General features: G+C 66.9%; 24 protein-coding genes. 16 read left to right on the top strand and 8 right to left on the bottom strand.

The window, feature by feature from the left end; all coding sequences use genetic code 11:
• Positions 1–8: 8 nt before the first annotated feature.
• The 4 genes from VIF40_RS14975 (at position 9) to VIF40_RS14960 (ending at position 4,933) form a co-directional block, all read left to right on the top strand.
• A complete protein-coding gene (locus tag VIF40_RS14975; RefSeq protein WP_331938315.1) occupies positions 9–677 on the top strand; it encodes a DJ-1/PfpI family protein in 669 nt (222 codons plus the stop codon).
• Positions 678–746: 69 nt separating this feature from the next.
• Positions 747–1,367: a 2OG-Fe(II) oxygenase gene (locus VIF40_RS14970; protein ID WP_331938314.1), complete on the top strand. Its 621-nt coding sequence runs from the start codon at positions 747–749 to the stop codon at positions 1,365–1,367.
• A 292-nt stretch (positions 1,368–1,659) separates the two neighbouring features.
• Positions 1,660–3,675: a DNA topoisomerase IV subunit B gene (gene parE, locus VIF40_RS14965; RefSeq protein ID WP_331938313.1), complete on the top strand. Its 2,016-nt coding sequence runs from the start codon at positions 1,660–1,662 to the stop codon at positions 3,673–3,675.
• A 202-nt stretch (positions 3,676–3,877) separates the two neighbouring features.
• The gene (locus tag VIF40_RS14960; RefSeq protein ID WP_331938312.1) at positions 3,878–4,933 is read left to right on the top strand and encodes a sensor histidine kinase; all 1,056 of its coding nucleotides are present in this window, start codon (positions 3,878–3,880) and stop codon (positions 4,931–4,933) included.
• 223 nt (positions 4,934–5,156) lie between these two features.
• Here VIF40_RS14960 and dapE read toward each other — a convergent pair whose 3' ends face one another.
• The gene (dapE, locus tag VIF40_RS14955) at positions 5,157–6,314 is read right to left on the bottom strand and encodes a succinyl-diaminopimelate desuccinylase (RefSeq protein ID WP_331938311.1); all 1,158 of its coding nucleotides are present in this window, start codon (positions 6,312–6,314) and stop codon (positions 5,157–5,159) included.
• Positions 6,315–6,575: 261 nt separating this feature from the next.
• On the opposite strand from dapE, the gene VIF40_RS14950 reads away from it, so the two are divergent.
• Complete coding sequence (locus VIF40_RS14950) at positions 6,576–6,821, top strand: hypothetical protein (protein ID WP_331938310.1); 246 nt, start codon at positions 6,576–6,578, stop codon at positions 6,819–6,821.
• Positions 6,822–6,899: 78 nt separating this feature from the next.
• On the opposite strand, the gene VIF40_RS14945 is transcribed toward VIF40_RS14950, so the two are convergent.
• Positions 6,900–7,535, bottom strand: a complete 636-nt coding sequence (locus VIF40_RS14945) for an HdeD family acid-resistance protein (protein WP_331938309.1) — start codon at positions 7,533–7,535, stop codon at positions 6,900–6,902.
• Between the two features lie 239 nt (positions 7,536–7,774).
• On the opposite strand from VIF40_RS14945, the gene VIF40_RS14940 reads away from it, so the two are divergent.
• The gene (locus tag VIF40_RS14940; protein ID WP_331938308.1) at positions 7,775–9,751 is read left to right on the top strand and encodes a putative bifunctional diguanylate cyclase/phosphodiesterase; all 1,977 of its coding nucleotides are present in this window, start codon (positions 7,775–7,777) and stop codon (positions 9,749–9,751) included.
• Positions 9,752–9,829: 78 nt separating this feature from the next.
• Here the strand turns inward: VIF40_RS14940 and VIF40_RS14935 are convergent, their stop codons facing one another.
• Entirely contained in the window at positions 9,830–10,237 is a 408-nt protein-coding gene (locus VIF40_RS14935) for a hypothetical protein (RefSeq protein ID WP_331938307.1), read from the bottom strand.
• Positions 10,238–10,319: 82 nt separating this feature from the next.
• On the opposite strand from VIF40_RS14935, the gene VIF40_RS14930 reads away from it, so the two are divergent.
• Both VIF40_RS14930 and thiD read left to right on the top strand, forming a co-directional pair.
• Entirely contained in the window at positions 10,320–11,333 is a 1,014-nt protein-coding gene (locus VIF40_RS14930; RefSeq protein WP_331938306.1) for a WD40 repeat domain-containing protein, read from the top strand.
• A 19-nt stretch (positions 11,334–11,352) separates the two neighbouring features.
• A complete protein-coding gene (thiD, locus tag VIF40_RS14925; RefSeq protein WP_331938305.1) occupies positions 11,353–12,192 on the top strand; it encodes a bifunctional hydroxymethylpyrimidine kinase/phosphomethylpyrimidine kinase in 840 nt (279 codons plus the stop codon).
• A 1-nt stretch (position 12,193) separates the two neighbouring features.
• Here thiD and VIF40_RS14920 read toward each other — a convergent pair whose 3' ends face one another.
• On the bottom strand, positions 12,194–12,628 hold the full coding sequence (locus VIF40_RS14920; protein ID WP_331938304.1) for an Rrf2 family transcriptional regulator: 435 nt from the start codon (positions 12,626–12,628) through the stop codon (positions 12,194–12,196).
• A gap of 498 nt (positions 12,629–13,126) precedes the next feature.
• On the opposite strand from VIF40_RS14920, the gene VIF40_RS14915 reads away from it, so the two are divergent.
• Both VIF40_RS14915 and VIF40_RS14910 read left to right on the top strand, forming a co-directional pair.
• The gene (locus VIF40_RS14915; RefSeq protein WP_331938303.1) at positions 13,127–14,221 is read left to right on the top strand and encodes a histidine phosphatase family protein; all 1,095 of its coding nucleotides are present in this window, start codon (positions 13,127–13,129) and stop codon (positions 14,219–14,221) included.
• 55 nt (positions 14,222–14,276) lie between these two features.
• A complete protein-coding gene (locus VIF40_RS14910; protein WP_331938302.1) occupies positions 14,277–14,816 on the top strand; it encodes a DUF6886 family protein in 540 nt (179 codons plus the stop codon).
• Positions 14,817–14,881: 65 nt separating this feature from the next.
• Here the strand turns inward: VIF40_RS14910 and VIF40_RS14905 are convergent, their stop codons facing one another.
• The gene (locus VIF40_RS14905) at positions 14,882–15,496 is read right to left on the bottom strand and encodes a glutathione S-transferase (protein WP_331938301.1); all 615 of its coding nucleotides are present in this window, start codon (positions 15,494–15,496) and stop codon (positions 14,882–14,884) included.
• Between the two features lie 247 nt (positions 15,497–15,743).
• Between VIF40_RS14905 and VIF40_RS14900 the strand changes: the two genes are divergently transcribed.
• On the top strand, positions 15,744–16,199 hold the full coding sequence (locus tag VIF40_RS14900; protein ID WP_331938300.1) for a GyrI-like domain-containing protein: 456 nt from the start codon (positions 15,744–15,746) through the stop codon (positions 16,197–16,199).
• Here the strand turns inward: VIF40_RS14900 and VIF40_RS14895 are convergent, their stop codons facing one another.
• The 3 genes from VIF40_RS14895 to VIF40_RS14885 form a co-directional block, all read right to left on the bottom strand.
• A complete protein-coding gene (locus VIF40_RS14895) occupies positions 16,200–16,667 on the bottom strand; it encodes a GNAT family N-acetyltransferase (protein WP_331938299.1) in 468 nt (155 codons plus the stop codon).
• Between the two features lie 66 nt (positions 16,668–16,733).
• Entirely contained in the window at positions 16,734–17,783 is a 1,050-nt protein-coding gene (locus tag VIF40_RS14890; protein ID WP_331938298.1) for an aldo/keto reductase, read from the bottom strand.
• A 19-nt stretch (positions 17,784–17,802) separates the two neighbouring features.
• Positions 17,803–21,267, bottom strand: a complete 3,465-nt coding sequence (locus VIF40_RS14885; protein WP_331938297.1) for an acyl-[ACP]--phospholipid O-acyltransferase — start codon at positions 21,265–21,267, stop codon at positions 17,803–17,805.
• Positions 21,268–21,450: 183 nt separating this feature from the next.
• Between VIF40_RS14885 and VIF40_RS14880 the strand changes: the two genes are divergently transcribed.
• The 5 genes from VIF40_RS14880 (at position 21,451) to VIF40_RS14860 (ending at position 26,026) form a co-directional block, all read left to right on the top strand.
• Positions 21,451–22,146, top strand: a complete 696-nt coding sequence (locus VIF40_RS14880; RefSeq protein WP_331938296.1) for a TetR-like C-terminal domain-containing protein — start codon at positions 21,451–21,453, stop codon at positions 22,144–22,146.
• A gap of 80 nt (positions 22,147–22,226) precedes the next feature.
• Complete coding sequence (locus tag VIF40_RS14875) at positions 22,227–22,967, top strand: sulfite exporter TauE/SafE family protein (RefSeq protein WP_331938295.1); 741 nt, start codon at positions 22,227–22,229, stop codon at positions 22,965–22,967.
• A 122-nt stretch (positions 22,968–23,089) separates the two neighbouring features.
• Positions 23,090–23,764 carry a hypothetical protein gene (locus tag VIF40_RS14870; protein ID WP_331938294.1) on the top strand — a complete coding sequence of 225 codons (675 nt, stop codon included), beginning with the start codon at positions 23,090–23,092 and terminating at the stop codon, positions 23,762–23,764.
• Between the two features lie 76 nt (positions 23,765–23,840).
• Positions 23,841–24,215 carry a hypothetical protein gene (locus VIF40_RS14865; RefSeq protein ID WP_331938293.1) on the top strand — a complete coding sequence of 125 codons (375 nt, stop codon included), beginning with the start codon at positions 23,841–23,843 and terminating at the stop codon, positions 24,213–24,215.
• A gap of 113 nt (positions 24,216–24,328) precedes the next feature.
• Positions 24,329–26,026, top strand: a complete 1,698-nt coding sequence (locus tag VIF40_RS14860; protein WP_331938292.1) for an OmpA family protein — start codon at positions 24,329–24,331, stop codon at positions 26,024–26,026.
• Positions 26,027–26,028 lie beyond the last annotated feature (2 nt).

The raw sequence follows: 26,028 nt of genomic DNA, 5'->3' as shown, positions 1-26,028 counted from the left end.
GTCTCAATATGTCCGACCAGAGCTTTCGCATCGTGTTCGCGGTTTTTCCGCGCCTCACCCAGCTCGATTTCACCGGCCCGTTCGAGGTGCTGTCGCGATTGCCCGGCGCGGAGGTCGTCGTCGCCTCGCGCCAAGGCGGCGCTGTGATCTCCGACACGGGGTTGGAATTCGGCTCGACGCGCGCGCTCGCGACGGTGGAGCGCTGCGATCTGCTCTGCGTTCCCGGCGGTCCCGGCGTCGAGGCGGCTTCGGTCGATCGTGAATTTCTCGCGGCGATCGCCCGGCTCGCGGAAGGCGCGCGCTATGTGACCTCGGTCTGCACCGGCTCGCTCGTGCTCGGCGCCGCGGGCCTCCTGCGCGGCAAGCGCGCCGCCTGTCATTGGGCCTGGCGCGATCTTCTGCCATTGTTCGGCGCCGAGCCCGACGCCGCGCGCGTCGTGCGCGACGGGCGCGTGATCACCGGCGGCGGCGTGACGGCGGGAATTGATTTCGCCTTGACGCTCGCGGCCGATATCGCCGGCGACCAAGCGGCGCGCGCGATTCAATTGTCGATCGAATATGCGCCGGCGCCGCCCTTCGATAGCGGTCGGCCGGAGACGGCGGGCGAGGCGCTGGTCGAATTCGTGACGCCGCGTTTCGCCGAGCGAAAGGCGCGCTTTGCGGCCCTGCACGGCTGAGCGCGGCGTCGCTTCCCCGATGCGGCTTTCTATGCTCTATCGAGGCTTTCCGCCGCAATGGATGCGCCTATGCCCGCCGCCACGCCTCCGCATGTCGTGATCGACGGCTTTCTCGGCGAGGCGCGCGCGTGCGAGCTGATGGAATTCGCGCTCGCGCATGAAAGCGCGTTTCAGCAATCGCGTTTCTATACGAGCAAGCGAGAGGCGCGCGTCGACACATCGGTGCGCGACTCGTCGCATCTCCTCGAGCTCGGTGCGTTGCGTGCGGCTTTCGCCGTTGCGGTCGATGCGATCCTCGCGCTTCTGACGCGCGAGCTGGACGTCGCTCCGCCGTACGAGGCGAAAAAAGAGATAGAGATGGTGCGCTATGGCGACGGCGGCTTCTTCAAGCGCCATGCCGACGCGCCGCCGCGGCCGGACGGACATGACAGCGTGAGGGCGCTGACGCTCGTCTATTATTTTCATGCGTCGCCCAAGCGTTTCGAGGGCGGCGAGCTGCGGCTCTATGCGCGGGATGGCTTTGTGGACCTGGCGCCGGTCTGCGACCGTCTCGTCGCCTTTCCATCCGCCTCATCTCATGAGGTGCGGCCGACGCGCTGCGATAGCGGGTGCTTCGCCGATGGGAGATTTTCGATCAATTGCTGGGTGCGGCGGACGCGCCAAGGACGATCAGCCGCGCTATCAGGCTGAGGAGGTCGCGAAGCGACCGTCTCGAAGCACGGGCGGGCTCCTTAAAGGAGGCGCTGACGGTTTCCTCGTCCTTCGAGACGGCGGCTGCGCCGCCTCCTCAGGATGAGGAAACCTTTCCCGATTCGTCTCCAGGTCCGGCTCCAGGTCCGGCTCCATGTCCGGCGCAGCTTTCTTTCTGGTCGGCTTGGAACAGGCGGAGCCCGAGATAGGCGGACGTCCCTATTCAAAGAAGTTCATTGTATGTTCTCATACCCCCTCGCGCTTCCCTTCACGAATCGCTAAAATCCCCCTCATGGCCAAATCCGATGATCTCTTCGGCGGCGCCCCGCGCAAGCCCGTCGCCCCTCCCGCCGCGAAAGCGCCCAAGGCGCCGGCGGAATATGACGCCAGCTCCATCGAGGTGCTGGAGGGGCTCGAGCCCGTCCGGCGGCGGCCGAGCATGTATATCGGCGGCAAGGACGAAGCCGCCATGCATCACCTCTTCGCCGAGGTGCTGGACAACGCCATGGACGAGGCCGTCGCCGGCCACGCCAGCTTCATCGAGGTCACGCTCGAGCCGGGCGGCTGGCTCACCGTCATCGACAATGGCCGCGGCATTCCCGTCGGCCCGCATCCGAAATTCCCCAAGAAGTCGGCGCTGGAAGTGGTCATGACCGTGCTGCACGCCGGCGGCAAATTCGATTCGGGCGCCTATCAGACCTCCGGCGGCCTGCATGGCGTCGGCGTCTCCGTCGTCAATGCGCTGTCCGAGCGCGTCGAGGTGGAGGTGGCGACCGGCCAGCAGCTCTATCGACAGATTTTTTCGCGCGGGATTCCGCAAGGCAAGCTCGAGCAATTGGGCCGCATCGCCAATCGCCGCGGCACCAAGGTGCGCTTCAAGCCGGATGCGGAGATTTTCGGCCCCGCGACCCATTGGCGGGCGTCGCGGCTGTTTCGCATGTCGCGCTCCAAGGCCTATCTCTTCGGCGGCGTCGAGATCCGCTGGCGCTGCGCGCCGGAGCTGATCGAGCCCGGCTCCGACGTGCCGGCCGAGGCCGTGCTGCGCTTTCCCGGCGGCTTGCGCGACTATCTCGCCCGCGAGACCGAGGGCAAGGAGCTCGTCGCCGACCAGCCCTTCGTCGGCAAGGTGGAGCGCGAGGGCGGCCATGGCTCGCTCGAATGGGCGATCGCCTGGTTTTCCAACGAGGACGGGTTTTCGCATTCCTATTGCAACACGATTCCGACGCCCGACGGCGGCACGCATGAGGCCGGCTTTCGCCTCGCCCTGCTGCGCGGGCTGAAGGATCACGCCGAGCGCATCGGCCAGGCCAAGCGCGCCGCGCTGGTGACGGCCGATGACCTCATGGGCCAGTCGGCGGCGATGATCTCCGTGTTCATCCGCGAGCCGGAGTTCCAGGGGCAGAACAAGACGCGGCTGATGAATGTCGAGGCCTCGCGCCTCGTCGAGGGCGCGGTGCGCGACGCCTTCGACCATTGGCTCGCCGGCGCGCCGTCGCAGGCGACCAGGCTGCTCGATTTCGCGGTGGAGCGCGCCGAGGAGCGCCTGCGCCGCCGCGCCGAGAAGGAGCAGGCGCGCAAATCGCCGACGCGCAAATTGCGCCTGCCCGGCAAGCTCGCCGATTGCACCAACACCTCGTCGCAGGGCTCGGAGATTTTCATCGTCGAGGGCGATTCGGCCGGCGGCTCGGCCAAGGCGGCGCGCGACCGCGCCAGCCAGGCCGTGCTTCCGCTGCGCGGCAAGATTTTGAACGTGGCTTCGGCCGGCCGCGAGAAGCTCGCGGCCAATCAGCAGCTCGCCGATCTGACGCAGGCGCTCGGCTGCGGCGTCGGCGCGCATTATCGCGACGAGGATCTGCGCTACGACAAGATCATCGTGATGACCGACGCCGATGTCGACGGAGCGCATATCGCGTCGCTGCTCATCACTTTCTTCTTTCGGCAAATGCCCAAGCTCATCGACGGCGGCCATCTCTATCTGGCCGTTCCGCCGCTCTACAAGCTGACGCAAGGCGCCAAGACCATTTACGCGCGCGACGATGCGCATCGCGACGAGCTGGTGAAAAAAGTGCTGACCGGCAAGGGCAAGATCGAGACGAGCCGCTTCAAGGGCCTCGGCGAGATGATGCCGGCGCAGCTCAAGGAAACCACGATGGACGCCAGGAAGCGCACGCTGCTCAAGGTCATGATCGCCGGCGAGGAGCGCGAGGAGACCGCCGATTGCGTCGAGCGGCTGATGGGCGCAAAGCCCGAGGCGCGTTTCGCCTTTATCCAGGAGCACGCCGCCTTCGCCACGGAATTGGACGTGTGACGGTCGGAACCGCGACGCCCATCGGCGCGTTTTCCTCGCACTCTCGTTATTGCGAGGCGCGAAGCGACGCCGCGATCCGGAGGCCTCACGGCGCTGGATCGCTTCGCTTCGCGCGCAATGACGAAAGGTCCTCGCCCGCCGACGCAGGTTCGGCTATGCTCGCCGCCACTCGAAGCGGGCGGCGGGCGTCGAGAGGTCGGCCTTGACGGACATCGACAGCATGGGCGAGTCGTCCGCGCCGGAGCGGCGGGACGATCGCGACGATACGCTGGCGCTCGAGCGCATGCGCATGGCGCTCGACGCGAGCCTCACCGGAATTTGGGATTGGGATCTCGTCACCGGCGAGGTGCATCTCGACGCGCGCGTGCGCGCGCTCTGGGCGCTGCCGGACGACGCGCCCGGCAGCTCCGAGATTTTCCGCAATGCGCTGCATCCAGACGATAAGGCGCGCATGGATTCGGCGCGCATGCGAGAGGCGGGGCCGTCCGCGCTCGATCCCGGACAGCTCGGCGATTACGAGGCGGAATATCGCGTCATCGGCCAGACCGATGGCGTCGAGCGCTGGATCGCGGTGCGTGGCCGCACCTTCTTCGAGGGCGGGCGCGCGGCGCGCATCATCGGCACGGCGCGCGACATCACCGATCGCAAGCGGCGCGAGGACCATGTCCATGTGCTGCTGCGCGAGCTCGTGCATCGCTCCAAAAATCTTCTGGCCGTCGTGCAGGCCATGGCGCGGCAGACCGCGGCGGGCGCGCCTTCGCTCGAGGATTTCCAGCGCAAATTCGCCGCGCGGCTGCAGGCGCTGTCCATGGCGCATGATCTTCTGGTGTCGCAGGATTGGCGCGGCGCCTCCATGACGGAGCTGGCGCGCGCGCAATTGTCCTACTGCCTCGACGCCGGCTGCGTCGAGGAGCAGACGCGCGCCGGCGGACCCGATCTGATGCTGAAGCCGGAGGCGGCGCAGAATATCGGCCTCGCGCTGCACGAGCTGTCCGTGAACGCGCTGACGCATGGCTCGCTGTCGCAGCCCGAGGGGCGCATCGAGCTGCATTGGCGCATCGAGGACGCGCGCTTTCTCGTCGAATGGCGCGAGTTCGGCGGGCCGGCGGCGCCGGAGTCGCCTTGCGAGGGCTTCGGCCACAAGGTCATCAAGCGCCTCGTCGCGCAGGCGCTCGGCGGCGAGGCGACGATCGGCTTTCCGCCCGACGGTTTCGAATGGACGCTGGCCGTGCCGGCGGAGCAGGCGCTGGCGGGGTGAGGGTTCTGCAATCGAACGGCGCGCACCTTCTCCCACTCGTGGGAGAAGGTGGCCCTCGCGTCAGCGAGGGTCGGATGAGGGCTCGTCCAGCCACGACATCATCTGCAATTTAGAGCGCGGAGAACCGCGGCGGCCCTCATCCGACCCGACTTCGTCGGGCCACCTTCTCCCCCTGCGCGGGAGAAGGGAGCGCGAGCCTTTTTGTCTACGAGGAACGGAGGTCTCAGCGCGCGAAATATTTTTGGATGATGCGCTCGTAGATCGCCGTCAGCCCGTCGACATCCTCGAGCCGCGCATGCTCGTCCACCGCATGGATCGACTCGTTGATGAGGCCGAACTCCAGCACCGGACAATCGCGCGTGATGAAACGCGCGTCCGAGGTTCCGCCGCTCGTCGAAAGGCCGGGGCGGCGTCCCGTCATCTCTTCGATCGCATCCGCGACCAGCGCGCTGAAATCGCCGGGCGCGGTGAGGAAGGGCAGCGAATTGCAGGGCAGGAACTCGACGTCCACCGTCGCGCCGGCGGCGGCCTCCTCTATGACGCGGCGGATTTCCGCCTGCAGCGTCTCCAGCGTCCACACATTGTTGAAGCGAATGTTGAAGCGCGCGCGCGCTTCGCCGGGAATGACATTGGCCGCCTGATTGCCGATGTCGATCGAGGTCACCTCGAGATTGGAGCGGTCGAAATGCTCCGTCCCATTGTCGAAGACATGCGTCGACAGAGCGGTGACGATGCGCGCGACGATGGGCGTGGGATTGTCCGCGCGATGCGGATGGGCGGAATGGCCCTGCTTGCCGCGCACGGTGAGACGCCCGTTGAGCGAGCCGCGCCGGCCGATCTTGATCGTGTCGCCGAGCGCTTTGACATTGGTCGGCTCGCCGACGATGCAATGGTCGAAGACCTCGCCATGGGCCTTGGCCCAATCGAGCATTTTCACCGTGCCATTGACGGCGGGGCCTTCCTCGTCGCCGGTGATGAGGAAGGAGATGGCGCCCGCGGGCGCGCCATGCCGCTTCACATAGTCGATCGCGGCGGCGGCGAAGGCGGCGATGCCGCCCTTCATATCGGAGGCGCCGCGGCCGAAAATCTTGCCGTCGGCGATCTCGCCGGAGAAAGGATCGAAGCGCCAGCGCGCCGGGTCGCCGCTCGGCACGACATCGGTGTGGCCGGCGAAGACGAGATGCGGCCGCCCCTCGCCGATCTTGGCGAAGAGATTGTCGATATCGGGCATGCCCTCTTCGCTGAAGACGAGCCGATGCGTCGTGAAGCCGGCCTCCTTCAGGCGCTGCTCGAGCACGCCGAGCGCGCCGGCGTCCGCCGGGGTGACGGAGGGGCAGCGAAGGAGATCGCGGGTGATGGCGAGCGCGGGGGAAAGGGTCATGAGGGCGTTTTAAGAAAATCGCCCGCCCGCTGCAACATCCGAACGCCGACAGGGCGTGTTCACCCTCCCCTTTAGGGGGAGAGTCGGACCGAGAAGCGGTCCGGGGTGGAGTTCCACGGAAAGACTCGTCCTGGCCGGGACAAGCCCGGCCAGGACGTCGCGCGGGAGCGATGAGGATTGTGTGCATCCGATATCGAGGGGGCTGGCCCGAAAGCTGCTTGCTCGCGGCTACGGAGACCAATGTCCGAAAGGGAACAGGAAATGTCCGAAGAGACCGGGGGCTATTTCATCGATTGGGACGGCAAGATGCGGCCCATCGGCCAGCCCGGCAAAGGGCTGCGCTGCGAGGTGGATCTGAAGGCCAAATATGTGATGGTCTTCAACAAATACGGCGGCCTCGACCATGAATCGACCTGGTACGCCGATGAGGCGGCCGTCGCCAAGGCGGGTCTCAAGGTGGTTCACGCCGATCTCGACCAGGCGATCAAGATTTCCTCGATCGACTAGCGTTTCCATCGGGCTTTCCGCGGGGGCGGAGAGGGGGCACGGGGCGCCTGTGGCTGCGGGCGCCCCGATTTTTTTGATTCACGCGCCTTGCGGATGCGCCAGCGGCGGATGATCGACATGGCGCGCGTGCAGGCGGAAGGCCAGAACGAGCTCCACGACGCCCAGCGCTATGGCGTAGATGCCGACCCACCAGGTCAGCACCACCGCGCCGATGACCGGGGTCAGCAGCAGGAACAGGCCGAACACCACGGCGAGCAGGCCGCCGAGCGCCAGCCACCAGCGGCCGTGATCCTCCTTTAGATCCAGCGCCGAGCCGAAGGTGAGGCCGCCGCCGATCACCTCGCCGACGCCGAACACCAGCACGAAGACGAGGGCGGTGATGCCCGGCCAGAAGGCCGCGAAAGCGCCCGCTGCGATCTTCACCAGCCCGGCCAGGAAGAGAAACAGCCAGGCCTCGCCCTGACGCGCGGCGCGCACCGCTGCGATGATCGTCGCTATGCCGTCCACGGCGGCGAAGATCGCGAACACCAGCACCAGCGACAGGATCGTCACGCCCGGCTGGAACACGGCGATCAGACCGAAAATGATGGCGGCGAGGCCGCGCAATGCGATGGCCCACCAATTATGGGCGAGGGTCGCGTTTTTGGCCGCGAGCCTGTCCAGGTCGAAAGGGCCGCCGCGAAACGGATCGCCGGATACGCTGCTCGTGCTCATGCTTGGCTCCTCGGAATTCTGTGCATCACGAGGCGCGGCTCCTCGACGGGGGAGCCGGCCCCCGCATGACATTGGTCCGTTTCGCATTTCGTCCAGGCCTCCGCCTGACGACGCGGCGTCGCGCGGCGCCGAGATGAGGAGAGCTTCCTCCCTTAACCAGTTTTCTACCGATTTTTCCTAAGCTCTGCTGGCGGCCATTTCTGTTTTTCGCCTGACGAGCGCCTGAAAGGTCGCTGACCTTGAAGAAAAATCTCATTCGAAGACTTCATTCCTCGCTGAGCGTTCCGACCGATGACGTGGAGCTGATCCGCGCGCAGTTTCGGGCATTTGCGCGGCAAATCCCGCTTCTCTATTTCATCCTGGCGACCAACGCCCTCGCGGTGATGTTCACCTTCGTGAAATTCGGCCATCCCTGGCTCTCGCTCTATCCGCCGAGCGCGCTGTGCCTGCTCTGCCTCGTGCGCGGGTTCAGCTGGTGGCGGATCGGGCGGACGCAGGTGCCGGACGATATCGCCATACGGCACATGCAGCGGACCAATAGGCTCGCCTTTTTCATCGCCGTGGCCTTCACCGCCTGGGGGCTCGCGCTCTTCGCCTATGGCGACGGCGACGCCTATGCGAAGGCGCAGATCGTCTTCTTCCTGGCTCTGACGATGATCAGCTGCAATTTCTGCCTGATGCATCTTCGCTCGGCGGCTTTGAACGTGACCTTGGTCGGCGTCGCGCCGTTCAGCCTGTTCTTCTTCTTCGCCGATGACGGGCATTTCCGCGCGGCGGCGGTCAATCTGGCGCTCGCCGCCATCGGCATGATCGCGATTTTGATGATTTATTATCGCGACTTCGCCCATCTGGTGGCGTCGCGCCGCTCGCTGCGCGAGAAGCAGGCGGAGACGCAGCGGCTGAGCGACGAGAATTCCCGGCTCGCCAATATCGACAGTCTGACCGGCCTGCCCAATCGCCGCGCGCTGATGACGCATCTCGACGAGCGCAGCGGTCGCCAGGCCGCGGATGCGCTTCCCACGGCCGTCGTCTATATCGATCTCGACGGCTTCAAGGACGTCAACGACGCTTACGGCCACGCCACGGGCGATCGGCTCATCGACATCGTCGCCGCGCAGCTCGTGCATGTCCTGCCGCGCGGGGCGATGCTGGCGCGCGTCGGCGGCGACGAATTCGCGGCGGTGATCTCGACCCCGGACGCCGAGCATGCGGCGCGCGCCTTCGTGTCCGGCGTGCTGGCGTCGCTCGCGCCGCCGATCCGCATCGGCGACCGCGCGGTTCAGATCGGGGCGAGCGTCGGCGTCTGCTGCGCGGAGCCGGACGGCTGCGACGCGCAGGAGCTGTTTCGCCGCGCCGATGTCGCGATGGATCACGTCAAAGCCAATGGCAAATCGGGGATGAGGGTCTATTCGCCCGATCTCGACCTCGAGCGCCAGCGGCAGCAGGACATAGAGGATCAGCTGCGCCGCGCGCTGCGGGCGGACGAGCTCGAGGTCGTCTATCAGCCGATCGTCGACGCTTTCGAAAACCGGGTGGTCGCCGTCGAGGCCCTGCTGCGCTGGCCGCGCCGGCCGGAGGGCGAGCTGTCTCCCGACCAGTTCATCCCCATCGCCGAGCGGAGCGGGCTCATCAATCAGCTCGGCCTGTTCGTGCTGCGCCGGGCCTGCGAGGATTTTCTCCGCGTCGAGGCGATCAAGCTCGCCGTCAATGTGTCGCCCGCCCAGTTCCGCGATCCCGATTTCGAGCAGGGGGTCATGCGCATTTTGATGCAGACGGGCTTTCCCGCCATGCGCCTGGAGCTCGAGGTGACCGAGGGCTATCTGATCGATCATCCGCAGCGGGCGGCGGGGGTGATCTCCTTCCTGAAGACGCTCGGCGTCGCCGTGGCTCTGGATGATTTCGGCGCCGGCTACACCAGCATCGCCTATCTCCTGAAATATGGCTTCGACCGCATCAAGCTGGACAAATCGCTCGTCGATCGGGTGACGACCGACAAGGCGACGGGCGTTCTCGTCGCCGGCGCCATTCATATGGCGAATGCGCTGGACATGGCGGTGACGGCCGAGGGCGTGGAGAGCGAGGAGCAGGCCTATGTGCTCGGCCTCGCCGGCTGCCAGCGCCTGCAAGGGTTTCTGTTCAGCCGCCCGATGTCGCTCGGGGCGTTTCTCGCCTCGGCCGCCGCGGAGCCCGTCCCCGCTGCGGTCTCGGCCGCGTGACGCCGACATCGCGGGAGGTTTTCGTCATCCCGAGCGGCGCCGAAAGCGGCGTCTCGAAGGCGGGCGGCTTTCGCCGGATCACCGTCCGCGCTGATCCCAGGAGCCGCCCATCGTCTTGACGAGATGGATGTAGTCGAAAAGGTCGCTCAGCATGAAATGGCGGTTCTCGATCGTCTTCATATGGGCGACGGTGTGGGGGTCGCCTTCGAGATAATGGGTGGCGGTCGCTCGGAACTGCGCCGGCAGGCTGAGATTGAACGACGAGGGCTGAGTGAGCATCCGGCAGATCTGATCGAACAGCAGCCGGAAGCGCTCGTCTTCCGGGTCCATATAGACGTCCCCGAAATCCTCCTTGTAGCGGCCGAAGAGAGCAAGGTAATCGTCGTCGTCGGGCTTTTGCTGCATCGGGTTCGTCCATTCGCGTTCGATACGCGAGCGAGCATGAAAGAACGGCGCCACGGCTATTTGGCGCTCGCCCTCGCGCAAGATAACGGGCGCCATCGCCGCGCAAATCCGCTATAGAGGTACGGCCGCGCCGCCGCGGCCTTTCCCCGAGGCGATCCGAATCGTGACCTTTGGCGCTCCAGCTTCCCTCACTTCCGCTTTCACGCCCTTCGACGCCGGCGCCGAGGTCGTCGCCGCGGTCTTTCTCGGCGATGCGCCCGTGCTGGCGCTCGCCGACGGGCGGCTCGCTTTCCCCGGCGAAGCGGGCGATGTCCGCCATTCCGTCGCGCATCCGGACGGCGCCATATTGGTCGCGGCCGCCGACGGACGGCGGCTGATCACCGGCGGCGACGATGGGCTCGTCATCGCCTCCGACGCCGGCGGCCATGAGACCGTCGCCGACGAAAACGGCAAATGGATCGACGCCGTCGCCGCCCGCGCCGATGGGACGCTCGCCTGGTCGGTCGGCCGAGCGCTCCGCGCGCAAACGCCCAAGGGCGAGGTCAAGACGCTGCCGCTGCCGTCGAGCTCGCGCGGAATCGCCTTTTTCCCCAAGGGCTATCGGCTCGCCATCGCCCATTACAACGGCGTCTCGCTGTGGTTTCCCAACGCCGGCGCGCCGGAGCTGCTGGAGTGGAAGGGCTCGCATCTCGACGCCAGCATCTCGCCGGACGGCAAATTCGTCCTCACCTCCATGCAGGAGAACATGCTGCACGGCTGGCGCGTCGCCGATGGCAAGAATATGCGCATGGCCGGCTATCCGGCGAAGACGCGCTCGCTCTCCTGGTCGCATGACGGCAAATGGCTGGCCACCTCGGGCGCCGACGCCTGCGTCGTCTGGCCCTTCCAATCCAAGGACGGGCCGATGGGCGAGCCGCCGCGCGAATGCGGCGTGCGGCCGGAGGTGAAGGTGACGCGCGTCGCTTTTCATCCGAGCGCGCTCGCCGTGGCGATCGGCTATGAGGACGGCATGGTGCTGCTCTGTCGCCTGACCGACGCCTCCGAGCTGCTGGTGCGCCGTCCGGACGAGGGCGCGCCGGCGCGCATCTCCGCGCTCTGCTGGGATGCGAAGGGAACGCGGCTCGTGGTCGGCGCCGAGAATGGCGCGGCCGGCGTGCTGACGCTGCCGAAAAAATAGCGCGCGAGCGGGAGGCGACATGACGGCTCAGATCATGGCCACCCCGATCACGACGGCCCTTATTCCCAAGCTCCTGTCGATCGCCGGCTCCGATCCGAGCGGCGGCGCGGGCGTGCAGGGCGATCTCAAGACATTCTCGGCGCTCGGCTGCTATGGCATGGCGGCGATCACGGCGCTGACCGCGCAGAACACGCGCGGGGTGAGCCTCGTTCATGCGGTTCCGGCCGCGGTCGTCGCCGCGCAGATCGACGCCGTCTTCGCCGATATAGACGTGGATGCGGTCAAGATCGGCATGCTGGCCGAGCCCGCCATCGCCGCTTGCGTGGCGGATTCGCTCGCCCGCGCCGGCGCGACGCGCATCGTTCTCGATCCGGTCCTCGTCGCGACGAGCGGCGATTCCCTCTCCTCCGCCGGGCTGATCCACTCCGTGATCGCGCGCCTTTTTCCGCTGGCCGCGCTGGTCACGCCCAATCTGCCGGAGGCCGCCGCTCTGCTCGGCGCGCGCGAGGCTGTCGCTGCGCGAGAGATGGTCGAGCAGGGCCGCGCGCTTCTCGCCTGCGGGGCGCGCGCCGTGCTGATGAAGGGCGGCCATCTTTCGGGCGAGCCGCTCGACATTCTCGTCGCGGGCGAGACGGTCCAGGAGTTTCACGGGCGCCGCGCGCCGACGAAAAATCTGCACGGCACGGGCTGCGCGCTCTCTTCCGCCATAGCGGCGCATCTCGCGCTGGGCGCGCCGCTGGACGCGGCGATCCGCGCCGCCAAGGATTATCTGGAAGACGCGCTTTCGGCGGCGGATGCGCTCGCGCTCGGCTCCGGCCGCGGGCCGCCGCATCTGCTCCACGCTCTGTGGAAGCGCTGACTCAGCGCAGGATCTGCGCCGAGCGCCGGCCCCTGCCGCGCAGCGAGGCGATGCTGGTGCGATCGAGGATCAGCGCCATGGCGTCGCGCACGTCGAGCATCAGATCGCGGATCGCGCAGGCGTCCTCGTCCGGGCAATCGCTGCAGCGCTGATAGGCGGTGCGGCTGGCGCAGGCGATGGGCGCCAGCGGCCCGTCGAGAATGCGGATGATCTGGCCGACCGTGATCTTGTCGGCGGGGCGGGCGAGATGATAGCCGCCGCCCTTGCCCTTCTTGCTGTTCAAAATGCCGGCGTTGCGCATTTCCAGCAGGATGGCGTCGAGGAATTTGCGCGGAATATTATTCTGCGTCGCCATGTCGCCGGCGAGGCACTGCCCTTCGGCGCCGGCGAGATGGATCAGCGCCTTGAGCCCGTATTTCGCTTTGTTGGACAGCATCGTTACGCAGTCTCTCCGGTCCGCGCGCCGCATAGAGCGCGAGCTTCGCCTCGAGCAAGTCGGCAAACCCCATCGGCTGTCTTGCGATTGTCGCCTCGAAGCGGACGATAGCGCGGCGGCGCGACGCGAGGGGGCCGCGCCGAAACCCATGACGGCGAAGCGGATAGAATAGATATATTGACTATCATGCAAAAAGGAAAACGCCAGCATCGAATCCGCCGCGACGGCGCGAGAATTCGGTCGTCTGGGGCGATCCGCCGGCCCTGGCGTCGGCTTTGCTCTATGCACAGCTCAGTAATTCACTAGAATACTATAATGATGCCGGCCGCGCTCGTGGCGCTGATGGACGGCTGCGAGCGCGGCCGGCAAATCGCAGCGCACAGCGCCGGGAAGTCTGGGACGCCCATAGGATTTATCGCGCGCATTGTGCGGCGCACAGTCCCGCTGGACGGATCGGCTTTTCGCGGCTAGGACGTGCGGCCATCCCGGAGAATCGTCATGGCGCGCACGCGCATCTGTCTCGCACGGCACGGCGAAACCAATTGGAATCTCGAGCGGCGCGTTCAGGGGCAATTGAACATCCCCTTGAACGTGCGGGGAGTGGCGCAGGCCGAGGCGCTGGCGCGCGAGCTCGGCTCGGAGCGTTTCGACCGCATCTATAGCAGCGATTTGAGACGCGCCTTGCAGACCGTCACGCCGCTGGCGAGGCGGCTCGGCTTGCCCGTCGAGACGCGCGTGGCGCTGCGCGAGAAGGACGACGGCGCCTGGCAGGGCATGACCTTCGACGACGTCGACCGCGCCTTTCCGAGCGAGCATGCGCTGCACCGCCAGCGCCAGGCGGAATTTCTCATCCCGGGCGGCGAGACGCTCGCGGCTTTCGCCGATCGCGTCGGCGCGGAGCTGACCGCCATCGCCGAGCGGCATCCCGGCGAGACGGTTCTCGTCGTCGCTCATGCGGGGGTGCTCGACATAGGCTATCGGCTGGCGACCGGCCTCGGCCTGTCCGAGAAGCGCGACCCGCCGGTGCTCCACGCCGCGCCCAATTGGTTCCTCTACGAGGACGGGCGCTGGACGCTCGAGCGCTGGGCGCAGGAGAGCGCGCGCGAGACCGTCGTGATGCCCTATGACGGGCGAACGCTCGAGCGCCGCCCGGCGGCGCGGCTGCTGCCGCTCGACGCGGAGCATCGCGTTCTGCTGTTCCGCTATTCGACGCGTCTTTCGCCGATTTTCGAGGCGCAGGGATATGCGCATTTCTGGGGTTCGATCGGCGGCGCCGTCGAGCCCGGCGAGACTTTCGACGCGGCCGCGCGCCGCGAGCTCGCCGAAGAGACGGGGCTCACCGGCGTCGATCTCGGCGAGATCGTCTTCTCGCGCGAATTCCCGATGCAGCTCGGCGCGGACTGGTTTCAGGCCGACGAGCGCTTCTACGCCATTCGCGTCGGCGAATTCACGCCGGACACGCGCGGCTTCACCGAGGTCGAGCGCAGCGACGTGCTCGGCTGGAAATGGTGGAGCGCCGCGGAGATCGCCGCGACGCAGGAGCTGCTGTTTCCAGAGGCGCTGGACTGGCTGCTGGAGAAGCTGCGCGGCTGAACTTTGCTTTCGAGCGATCAGAATTCATTCCATATCCTTTTCTCGACGGCTTTCGATGAGATTGCTCCATTTCAGCGACGATCCGAAGATCGTCCGTTTCGTGCCGCGCCCGGTCCGCACGCCCGCGCGTCGGCCGCCCGGCCGCGAATGGCTGAATGGCCCGCTCGTCTGGGCGATCGACGAGGCGCATCTCGCCCTCTATCTCTTCCCGCGCGACTGTCCGCGCATTCTGATCTGGCCGACGGCGATGACGACGCGAGAGGATCGCGAATTCTGGTTCGCCGGCAGCGCCGCGCGCATGATCGCATTTGTGGAGCGATCCCGGCTTGACGAATTGGCGGAGGCTTCGATCTTTCGCTACGAGCTGCCTCACGCGGAATTCGTCGATCTGGAGGACGCCGGCATGTGGGTCTCGCGGGCCGCCGTCTCGCCGCTGCGCGTCGATGAGCTGACCGACCTGCCCGGCGAGCTTCGCGCTGCGGATGTGGAGCTGCGGCTCGTCGATTCGTTCGCCGATATCGGCGGTGTTTTCGATTGCTCGCTGCACGCGAGCGGGATCAGGCTGCGCAATGCGCGTGCGGCGACGCGATTCTGAGCCGTCCGCGCGCGCGGTGCGAGGTGGAGGCCGCGAACCGACGCCGCGCTCTCCTGGGAAGGATATCAGTCGAAATCCGCAGCCGCGAATTCCGGCAGGCGCTCGGCACGCGCCGAAAATTCCGCGAGCGCGGGAAACTCGGCTGCGTCGAGCCGATCCGGAGCGACGCTGCGCGTGAAGCGCCAGGCGACGGCGGCGGCGATGTCCGCCTGCAGCGGGCGCGCGGCGAACAGGAATCCGTCTCCGGCCATAGCGATTTCCGCCTCGAGCAGGCGATAGGCGGCGACGAGCTGGCTGCTCACGCGATCGACCCAGGGCTCGTATCGTCGCTCGTCGGGCCGCTTCGATTCGTAAACGAGCTGGACCGATTTTTCATTCGCCGCCAGCGCCAGCCCGATGATTCGCTGCGACCGCGCGAAATCGGCGAGCCCCTGCGGAGCCAGCCGGCGCTCGGCCGGGACGAGGCGCTCCAGATAATCGAGGATCAGGGCCGAATCGAGCAGCGTCACCCCCTCGTCGGTGACGAGCGTCGGCGCTTTCACGACCGGGTTGATCGCGGAGAAAGCCGTATAGTCGCGAAACACCGAGAGGGGCTCGTGCACGAAGGGCAGGCCCATTGCGTTCAAGGACACTGCGACGCGTCGCACATAGGGGGAATCCAGCATTCCGATGAGACGCATTTTCAAAATCCTTCTCGCTCGCCCCGGCCCATGCATGGATCATCGCGATAAATGCGATAATTCGACGACCATTGCGGTTTTCGCGCATGGGTGGGAAAAGAGCAATCGCCGCAACGCGCCGCGCCTCGCGCCGCTGTATTCGTGATCGCCATGAAGGCGACCACGCGCAATGAGTATGGCAAGCGCATCGCGCCGCGCGGATTTTTCTTTGCCTTCCCCCGTCGTCGTCACGAGAAAGGACGAGGCCATGAATGTCGAGATCGTCGATCTGGCGCCGATCCGCGCGCATCTTCTGGAGCATAAGGGGCCGGTCGCCTCCATACCGGAGACATGGGCGGCCCTTTGGCGCTGGCATATGCAGGCTGGGCTCGCCGGGCAGGCGCTCTATCCCATCGGCGTCAGCTACGGCGACCCGGAAGCGGATTGCGGCTTTCGCTATTGCGCTGGCCTCGTGTTTCCAGAGCGGGTGGCTGCTTCGGACGATGTGACGACCGCCGATATTCCAGGAGGACGCTACGCTTCCTATCGGCATGTGGGCCCCTATGGCGGCATCGCCGCCGCCTTTCAGAAGCTCTATGGCGAATGGTTGCCGACCAGCGGCCATGAGCCGGCCGATCGGCCGGCGCTCGAGATCTATCGCAATACGCCCTGTGACGCGCCGCCCGAAGGGTTGATCACGGATTTGCTCGTTCCGGTGAAGTGATCAGCGCGACATGCGAAAGCGCAATATGCGGCTCTCGCCTATATCGAAGAACTGAATGCGCTTGCCGCCGGCGCGCTCGGCGGTCGTCGGCCAGAAGGCGCAGGCCGCGGCGTTGTCGCGATGGAAGGAGAGCTCCCACCAGCCGATGCGCGAGCGAAAGGCGCGCATCGCCGCAGCGCTCCCGCAGCCGGCGCGGCGCAGCTCCGGCAGCACATAGAATTCCGCGATGGAGGCGTCGACCGGATAGCCGGAGATGGAGATCGCATTGACGAGGATGAAGCCGGCGGCGCGACCATCGGCTTCGATCACATAGGGCGAGCGACGCTCCTCGCGCCAATAGGAATCGAGAAACGGATAATTGTCGGGCTCGTCATAGCCCCACGGGCCGAGCTCGATGAGATAGCGTCGCAGCAGAGCGGCGATCTCTCGCTTTTCCTCGAGCGGCGCGAGCCGCAGACTGACTTCCATGACGCCGTTTCTCTCCAGCCCTCTCGCCGGACCCGCAGCGCGGCGGGGTCGGGGAGGGGGCGCGCCTCACGGCGCCGGATTGCTGTGCAGCTGGTGAATCTCGTCGATGCGCGCCTCGATCTCCGGCGTGATGATCACCTCGAGAGAATCGAGATCCTCCTGCAATTGCGCCATCGTCGTCGCGCCGATGATGTTCGACGTCACGAAGGGCCGCGACGTCACGAAGGCGAGCGCGAGCTTCGCCGGCGAAATCCCCACATCCTTCGCCAGCGCGAGATAGGCGTCGATCGCCTGCGCCACGCCGGGCTTCTCATAGCGCTGGCCGCGCTCGAACAGCGTGGTGCGCGCGCCGGCGGGACGCGCGCCATCTCGATATTTTCCGGTGAGATAGCCTTGCGCCAGCGGCGAATAGGCGAGCAGCCCCACATGCTCGCGCAATGCGGTCTCGGCGAGGCCGATCTCGAATGTGCGATTGATGAGATTATACGCGTTCTGGATCGAGACGACGCGCGGCCCATGTCCCTTCTCCGCAGCGCTCAGAAAGCGCGCGACGCCCCAGCTCGTCTCATTGGAGAGCGCGACATGGCGGACCTTGCCGGCCTTCACCAGATCGGCGAGCGCCTCCAGCGTCTCCTCGACGGGGATTTCCTCGACCTGCGGCGGCGCGCGGAAGATCGTGCCGCCGGCGCCGAACAGCGGCAGCGGCCGATCCGGCCAATGCAGCTGATAGAGATCGACGTAATCCGTCTGCAAGCGCTTCAAGGATGCGTCGATCGCATATTCGATATTCTTGCGATCGAGCCGCGTTCCATCGGCCGAGGGGCGCAGATAGGGGCTCTCGCTGCGGCCCGAGACTTTCGTCGCCAATATCACCTTGTCGCGGTTCTTGCGCGCCGCGAGCCAGGCGCCGATGATGCGCTCGGTCGAGCCCTGCGTCTCGGCGCGCGGCGGGATGGAGTAGATCTCCGCCGTGTCGATGAAATTGACGCCGTGGTCGAGCGCGCAGTCGAGCTGCGCATGTCCTTCGGCCTGCGTGTTCTGCTGGCCCCAGGTCATCGTGCCGAGCATGATCGCCGATACGCGAAGATCCGTGCGGCCCAGTCTGCGATAGTCCATTGTCGTTCGACCTTTCGTCTCAAACGGTCTGCGTCGTCGCGTCGCCGTCGATGCGGCCGAGGCCGTTCGGAATGCGCGGATTCGGCAGAATGAAGCGGCTGCGGTCGCGCACCATCGTGGCGACGCCGGCGAAATCGAGCTTGCCGGAGCCGAGCAGCGGCAATTTGTCGACGATCATGAATTCCGCCGGAACCATCAGCTCCGATGCGCCCCTCGCCTTGGCGAAGGCGAGGAATTCGGGGCGCGTCGCGTCCTTGTTTTGCGTCACCAGCACGATGCGCTCGCCCTTGCGCGGATCGAGCTCGCGCGCCGCCGCCGACAGCGATTGCGGCCACAGGTCCGCGGCGAGCGTCTCCACCGCGGCGAGCGAGATCATCTCGCCGCCGATCTTGGCGAAACGCTTGGCGCGGCCCTGGATCTTGATGAAGCCCTGCGCGTCGACGGTCACGATGTCGCCGGTGTCGTGCCAGCCTTCGGCCGGCGGTCGCAGCACGCCGGGCGCGTCCGCCATCAGATAGCCGAGCATCACATTGGGCCCGCGCACATGGAGACGTCCGCCCTCGGCGACGCCGGCCACCGTCTCGAGCCGCAGCTCCATGCCCGGCAGCAGCCGCCCCACCGTGCCGAAGCGGTTGAACATCGGCGTGTTGAGCGCCAGCGCCGGCGCCGTCTCGGTGACGCCATAGCCCTCGAGAATGCGAATGCCGAATTTCTCGAGATAGACGTCGCGCGTTCCCTGCTTCACCGGCTCGGCCCCGGCGATGACATAGCGCAGCGAGCGGAAGTCGTAGGAATGCGCGACGCGCGCATAGCCGTTGAGGAAGGTGTCGGTGCCGACCAGCACTGTGGCGTTGGAATTATAGACGAGCTCCGGCACGATTTTATAGTGCAGCGGCGACGGATAGAAATAGATCGGCACGCCGGAGACGAGCGGCAGGATGAGGCCGACATTGAGCCCGAAGCAATGGAACACCGGCAGCACGCTGAAGATTTTGTCGGTGCGGCCGAAGTCGATGCGCGCCGCGGCCTGCGCCGCATTGGCGAGCAGGTTCTTGTGCGAGAGCACGACGCCCTTGGGCGCGCCTTCCGAGCCCGAGGTGAAGAGAATGGCCGCCGGATCGTCGGGGCTTCTCTTCTCCAGCGGGCGCTTGTGACGCAGCAGAGCGGAGAGCTTGTCGGCCCTGGTGATCTCGCCGCGCACATCCTCGAGGAAGACGATGCGGAAGTCTTTTTCCAACGCCGCGATCAGCGCGTCGAGCTTGCCCTTCTCGACGAAGGCGCGCGAGGTGAGCAGCGTCGTCGCCTGCGCGGATTTGAGGCCGGAGGCGATATTGGCGGCGCCGGCGGTGAAATTCACCATGGCGGCGACGCGTCCCGCGCCGACGACGGCGAAGATTGTCACGGCGGCGCCGTTGGAATTGGGCAGCATCACGCCGAGCGCCTCGCCCGTCTGCGATATGCGTCGCAGCTTGCGGCCGAGCGCATGGGCGCCGATCATGATGCGCTTATAGGTGAGCGCGCCGTTGATCGGGTCCTGGATCGCGACGCGGCCGGCGCCATGCTCGCGCGCGGCGTCGACGAGCGCTTGATGCAGCGTGCGGTCGATGGGGCTGGTGCGGAACACGAGATCGGACATGATCTCATACAGCGCCGCGCCGGAGGCGATGCGTCGCGCCTTGCCGCGCAGCGCGGAATCGACCACGAGACGCGTCGGCTCCAGCACGGTCAGCGTGAATTTGGGGAAGAAGCGACGCCGCGCCTGCTCGCGCGTCAGCCGCGAGAACATGGTCGCCTCCGGCCCCTCTATGCGCACGGGCACCACCCAGGCGCCGGATTTTTCCGCGATCAGCCCGGCGCCGTCATAGACCTTCATCAGGCTGCCGGTGACGGTGAGGCGTCCTTCGGGGAAGATGATCAGCGGATCGCCGTTCTTCACCGCATTGACCAGTGTGCGCGTGCCGAGCGGGCGCGTCGGATCGAGCGGAATGGCGCGCACATAGCGCAGGAAAGGCCGCACCCACCATTTCGTCGCGATCGTCGAGTCGATGGCGAAGATCGGATCGACCGGCAGCACGCAGAGGATCGCCGCCGCGTCGAGGAAGCTCACATGATTGAGCGCGATGATCGGATTCTTGCCGGCCCTGTCGAAATTGGCGAAGCCTCTCACCTCGAGCCGATAGAAGGCGCGGAAGATGATCGACAGGGCGTCACGAAAAGGGGAGACGACGACCGCTTTGTAAATCCATAGAGCGGCGAGCGCCATGAAAGCGCCCAGCCCCAGGAACAATTGCGGCACGGTGACGCCGCCGCTCTGCAGCAGCGCCACGCCGAGCGCGCCGCCGGCCATGAAGGCGGCGTTGAGCACATTGACCGCGGCGATGATGCGCGAGCGCTCGAAAGCCGGCGCATAGGATTGCAGCGCGGCGAAGGAGGGCACGATCATCAGCCCACCGGCGATGGCGAAGAGCGCGAGATCGACCGTCACGCGCCAGGCGCCGTCGAGCGCGAAGAATTCGGCGATCTCCAGCGGCGCCGTCGTCTCCTGCGGCGCCAGCGTCGCCAGCGTCCAGCCGAGATCGAGCGAGGCGCCGGCGATGATCGCAGCGCCGATCGCCGCCGGCAGCAGCACGATGCGCCCCGCGAGCAGGAAGGAGGCGAGGCCGGAGCCCACCGCGATGGCGATGGCGAAGACGGCGAGGAACAGCGTGACCACCAGCTCCGAGCCGTGCATCACATGCGTCACCAGCGGCGCCAGCAGCGACATTGCGATGACGCCGACGAGCCAGAACAGGCTCGTCACCGCGCCGACCCGCCACAGCCGCGTGTCCTTCCACAATTCGCGCAGCAGCGCGAAAGTGGAGCGCAGCACATTGGGGTCGATGCGAAGATCGGGCGCCGCGCGCTCGGTCGCGGGGATCAGCCGCGCCGCGCCCCAGGCCGCGATGGCCGCGGCGGTGACGCCGATCGTCGTGACGAGAGGCTGGCCGCCGCCATGCATGGCGAGGCCGCCGGCGATGGTGCCCGCGAGAATGGCGAGGAAGGTCGCGCCTTCCACCAGCGCATTGCCGGCGGGCAATTCCTCCTGGCGCAGATGATCCGGCAATATGCCGTATTTCACCGGGCCGAACAGCGCGCCGAGCACGCCGAAGGAAAACAGCGCGGCGAACAGCACCGGCACGGAAGCCAGCGCGAAGCCCGCGACGGCGATCATCGCCGCGCCGATCTCCACGAATTTGAGCCGCCGCGCGACGAGCGCCTTGTCGTATTTGTCGGCGATCTGGCCGCCGAGCGCGGAGAGCACGAAATAGGGCGCGATGAAAATCGCGCCGGCGAGGGTGACGAGCGATTCGCCCTCATGCCCGCCGATCTTGAACAAAATCAGCAGGACCAGCGCATTCTTGAGGAAATTATCGTTGAAGGCGGCGAAGAACTGGCACCAGAACAAAGGCGCGAAACGTTTGGTGAGGAGCAGATGTTCGGACATTTGGGAAATTCCGTCAGCGCGGCGAGAGGGATTTGTTTCGCCGATTCTCTTTAAGGATGGGTTGGTCCGCAGGCGTTGCGCGCCCGCACATACTAAGCCTCGAGACGCGCGCGCGGCGACGAAATTCTCGAGCGGCGGAAAGGCGGCTTGATCATTCCCGGACTCCTGTTATGAACGCAGTTCATGAATGACAATAGCACGACCGGAGCAGTGTTCAAGCACAAAATGAACGACGTTCAAAAAACTGAGGGCGAACCCGCGGCGAAGCCGGCCGGCAAGACCTCGGCGCGCCGCGCCGATCTGCGCGAGCGGCTCGTCGCCGTCGGCCGGGCGGCGATCGCCGAGGGCGGGCTGCAGCATTTGAAGGCGCGCGAGCTCGCGGCCGCGGCGGGCTGCGCGGTCGGGGCGATCTACAATGTGTTCGACGATCTCGATGGGCTGATCCTGCGCATCGGCGCGGACACTCTGGCGCGGCTGGAGCAGGGGCTCGCCGCTCCGCCGGGGCCCGTCCCCGCGCCCGCGGAGGAGCTTTTACGCCTCTCGCAGGGCTATCTGGCCTTCGCCCGCGCCAATAAGGCGCTCTGGCGGGCGCTGTTCGAGCACAGGCTCGCCGACGGCCGCGCCGCGCCCGCCTGGTATCTCGACGATCAGAGCCGCCTCTTCACGCTCGTCGAGGCGCCGCTCGCGCATTTGCTGCCCGACGAGCCCGCGCCGTCCCGGGCCTTGCTCGCGCGTACATTGTTTTCGGCCGTGCATGGCGTCGTTTCGCTCGGCCTCGAGGAGAAGCTCACGCCGATGCCGGAGGCGACGCTCGACGCCGAGCTCGAGCGGCTGGTGCGCGCCTTTGCGGGCGGATTGACGCAGCGGTCGCTCGGGTGACGTTCTCGGAATCTATGGCTTGCCATCCAGAGCCCGACCTGAAATATCGGGTTTAGGACGTTTAGAGGCGCCGCCGCCCCATGCTGCTGATTCTGCTCTTTTTCGTCGCAATGTGGGCGGGCGCGCAAAATGCGCTGGCCGGCGGCGGCTCCTTTCTCACCCTGCCGATGCTCATGCTCACCGGCATGGACGCCCGCGCCGCCAATGTCACCTCCTGCGTCGCGCTGTTTCCCGCCCAGGTCGCCACCGGCTGGGCCGGACGCGATCTCTCGCGCGCCGCGGCTGGCCTCACTCTGCGCGCGCTGTTCATCATCAGCATCGTCGGCGGGGCGGTGGGGGCTGTCATATTGCTGCTGACGCCGCCGGCGTTCTTCGCCAGGCTGGTGCCCTGGCTGGTGCTGTTCGCGACTTTGGTGTTCGCCTATGGCAGCTTCCTGCGCAAGCCGGGCGACGCCGATGCGCAGCTTTCGAGCGCCGGCGCCGGCGTCGCGCAATTCCTCATTTCCGTCTATGGCGGCTATTTCGGCGGCGGCATCGGCTTTCTGATGGTCGCGGCGCTGACCATGGCGGGGCAGAATGTCCGCATCGCCGCCGCGACGAAAAACGTCCTCGCCGCGGTGATGAACGCCTCGGCCGTCGCGATCTTCCTGTTCTCGCCGGATCTGCATCTCGAGCAGGCGCTGGTCACCGCGCTCGGCGCGACGGTCGGCGGCGTCGTCGGCGCGCGCATGCTGCATCATATTCCGGACAATTGGCTGCGCATCATCGTCGTGGTCATCGGCGCGCTCTTGACCTTCGGCCTGTTCCAGCGCGCGCCGTGAGGCGTTTTGCCGCCGCGCTTTCGCGGCTCGTCGTCGCGCTTTCGCGGCTGGACGATGGGCTCTGCCTCCTTATCTAACCGCATCGGCGTGCGCCGGCTCGAAAGCCCCGGCGCGAACAGTCGATGGAGGCCGAGCTGTCCGACAATCGCATCCGCAATGTGGCCACGGCGGCGCAGAAGCCCGCCGCCGCCAGCGAGGAATATGAGAAGCTCGGGCGCGATGCGCTCGTCTCGCTGCTGCGCAGCGTCATCGAGCAGCGCGACGACGTGCTCTCCAAATATGAGGCGATGGCGGTGCAGGTGGACGAGTCGACCCGCGAGATCGACGACGCCCAGCTCGAGGCCAGGCGCAATGCGCAAAAGGCCGACGGCGACGCCCGCAAGGCGCAGGAGGTGGAAAGGCGCGCCGCCGATCTGCAGCGCCGGCTCGACGAGGAGAGCCGCGCCAAGGCGGCGCTCGCCCAGGAATTCGCGCGCTATCGCGACAAGGTGGCGACCATAAGGGTGGACGATCCCTGGGACCAGCTCTGGCGCGCCGTCGCGCAGATCGTCAGCGACGCCGTCGCCTGGGCGCGGGCGAAGATTCCAGCGGACAGCCAGTTCCTGCCCTGGTTCGACAAGGGCGTCGATTTCGCCAAGGCGACGGGCCGTCTCGCCCGCGAATGGGGCCTCGCTTTCTATGATTGGGCGCGGCCGCATGCGATCGGCTTCTACGAATGGGGAAAGCCGCGTGCGATCGATCTGTGGAAAAAGGCGAAAAACGAGATCGAGCGACGAATGGGGCCGGCCAAGTCGTAATCGTCGCCGCAAATCGCCCATTCCGCGAGCGCGAACACGGCTGGAAATGTCCGCGCCAATGCGTTAGATTCGCGACATGTACGCCCGCTACGCCATTGTCGCGATCACCCTATTCGCCACGCTCGGCCCCGCTCGCGAGGCGCAGGCCGCCGCCGCGCGCGGCGCCGTCCTCGCTTGCCGGGAGCTGGCCGACATCAAACGCGCCTTCCATCCGGCTTCGGACAAGGCGGCCAAGGACGACGCCGCCTATTTCCGCGGCAAGCTGTCGTCTGGCCAATGCGTGCAGCTCATGCGCGATCAAAAGGTTGACGTCGATCAGCGCGACGGCCCCCTCTGGTGCGTGCGTCCCTCCGGCGCGCTGGATTGCTTCTGGACGCACGAAAAAGCCATCGATCTCTACCCTGCGCCGCCGCCTCAGCCGGGCGAGCAGCCGTCCAAGAAAAAGGGCTGAATCGGCCTCCGGTGACGCGGCAACGCGCTTCCCTCGAGTTGGTCTCTGGCCGCTCGACTGGTAGAACTGTGCCCGTTACGTAATGATTCTCGCCCCAGGGAGCGACGGAAGCCATGATCCAGCCGTCGAAATGGTGGATCGGCCTGCCCGTGCTGGCCGTCTTGTTCACGATCGTCGCGACGACGAATGTCGAGACGATCGAAAAGGATTTGGGTGATCGCGCGCGCGCAGCGCTCGGAGCGTCGCCCGGCGCGATCGAAGCGGCGAGCGTCGCCGTGGACGGACGCGACATCCGGCTCTCCGGCGTCGCCCTCTCGCCCGACGCCGTCGCGTCGGTCGTCAAAGGCGTCGAGGCGGTCGAGGGCGTGCGCGTCGTGACCGACGCCACGACGCCGCCGCCTCTGGCCAAGCCTTTCGTCTTCGCGCTCGAGCGCAAGGGCAAGACGCTGGCCCTCTCCGGCAATGCGCCGGTCCCCGGCGAACGCGAGGCGATCCGCGCCGCGGCCGTCGGCAAAGGCCTCGAGCTCGCCGATTCCTCGGTCTCGGCGCTGGGCGCGCCGAAGAATTTCGCCGCGCTCGCCTCCTATGGCGTCACGCTGCTCGACACGCTCGGCGAGGGTCGCGTGTCGGTCTCCGACGCCGCGCTGTCGGTCACCGGCGCCGCCGCCAGCTTCGATGGTTACGACCGGGCCGAAGCGGCGCTGAAAACGCCGCCGGAGGGCGTTTCGGTGACGACGGCGGCGATCGCGCCGCCGCGCATTTCGCCCTTCGTCTGGAGCGCCGCCAAGGCCGGCGAGATCGTGTCGCTGTTCGGCTATGCGCCGAGCGAGACGACGCGCGAGGCGCTGGCCGCCGAGGCCGCCGTTCTCGGCAAGGCGAGCGACCAGTCTCGCGTCGCCGGCGGCGCGCCGGGCGATTTCGCCGTGGCGGCGACGGCGGCCTTGCGCGAGCTCGCCAAGCTGTCGAGCGGCAAAGCCTCGATCGCGGATGGCGTCGTCTCCATCGAAGGCTCGGGCAAGACCAATGTCGGCGCCTCGGCCGTCGAGGCGAGCCTGCGCGGCGCTCTGCCGAAGAGCTTCCGCCTCGGCCAGGTGGCGGTGGCGGCGGGCGCCGTCTCGCCTTTCGTCTTCACCGCGCGCAAGCAGGATAGCGGGCTCTCGCTCGCCGGCTTCGCGCCGGACGCCGCCGCCCACGCGCGCCTCGTCGCGCAGGCGAAGCGCGATTTCGGCGATGGCGTGGAAGACGAGATTTCCGTCGCCGACGGCGCGCCCAAAGGCTTCGCCGAGGCGGCGAGCGTCGCTCTGCGGGCGTTGGCGCGGCTCGACGCCGGCGTCGCTGCGCTGTCGGACCGCAAGCTCGCGCTGGAAGGCGCGGCCTATAACGCCAAGGCGCAATATGACATTCGCGCGCGGCTCTTCCGCGATCTGCCGGAAGGCTATGAGAACGCCGCGCGGCTCGGCCTCGCGACGACGAAAGACGAGATTCCGCCGACGCGGCTCTATGGCGCGCTGACGGAGGCCGTGTCCAAGGGGCTCTCCTTCGGCGCGGATAATATGATCGCGGAAACATCCTTGCCGGTCGCCGATTCTCTCGCCTTCGTGCTGCTGCGCAGCCCGGGCGTGGCGGTCGACATCGTCGGGCGTTTCGCGGGCGCGGGCTCGGATGCGGAGAACGAGGCCATCGGCCTGCGTCGCGCCGAGGCCGTGCGCAACTATCTTGTCGAGGCGGGCGTCGAAGCGGCGCGACTCTCCGCCTCGGGCGCCGCTGCGGCCGACAAGAGCGGCCGTCGCATCGAATTCTCGATCCGGTGATC

Origin of the sequence: Methylosinus sp. (genome assembly GCF_036560965.1) — a bacterium.
Lineage (GTDB): Bacteria > Pseudomonadota > Alphaproteobacteria > Rhizobiales > Beijerinckiaceae > Methylosinus.
The sequence above is the reverse complement of the archived record's forward strand: the minus strand, read 5'-3'. Positions and strand labels throughout refer to the sequence as shown.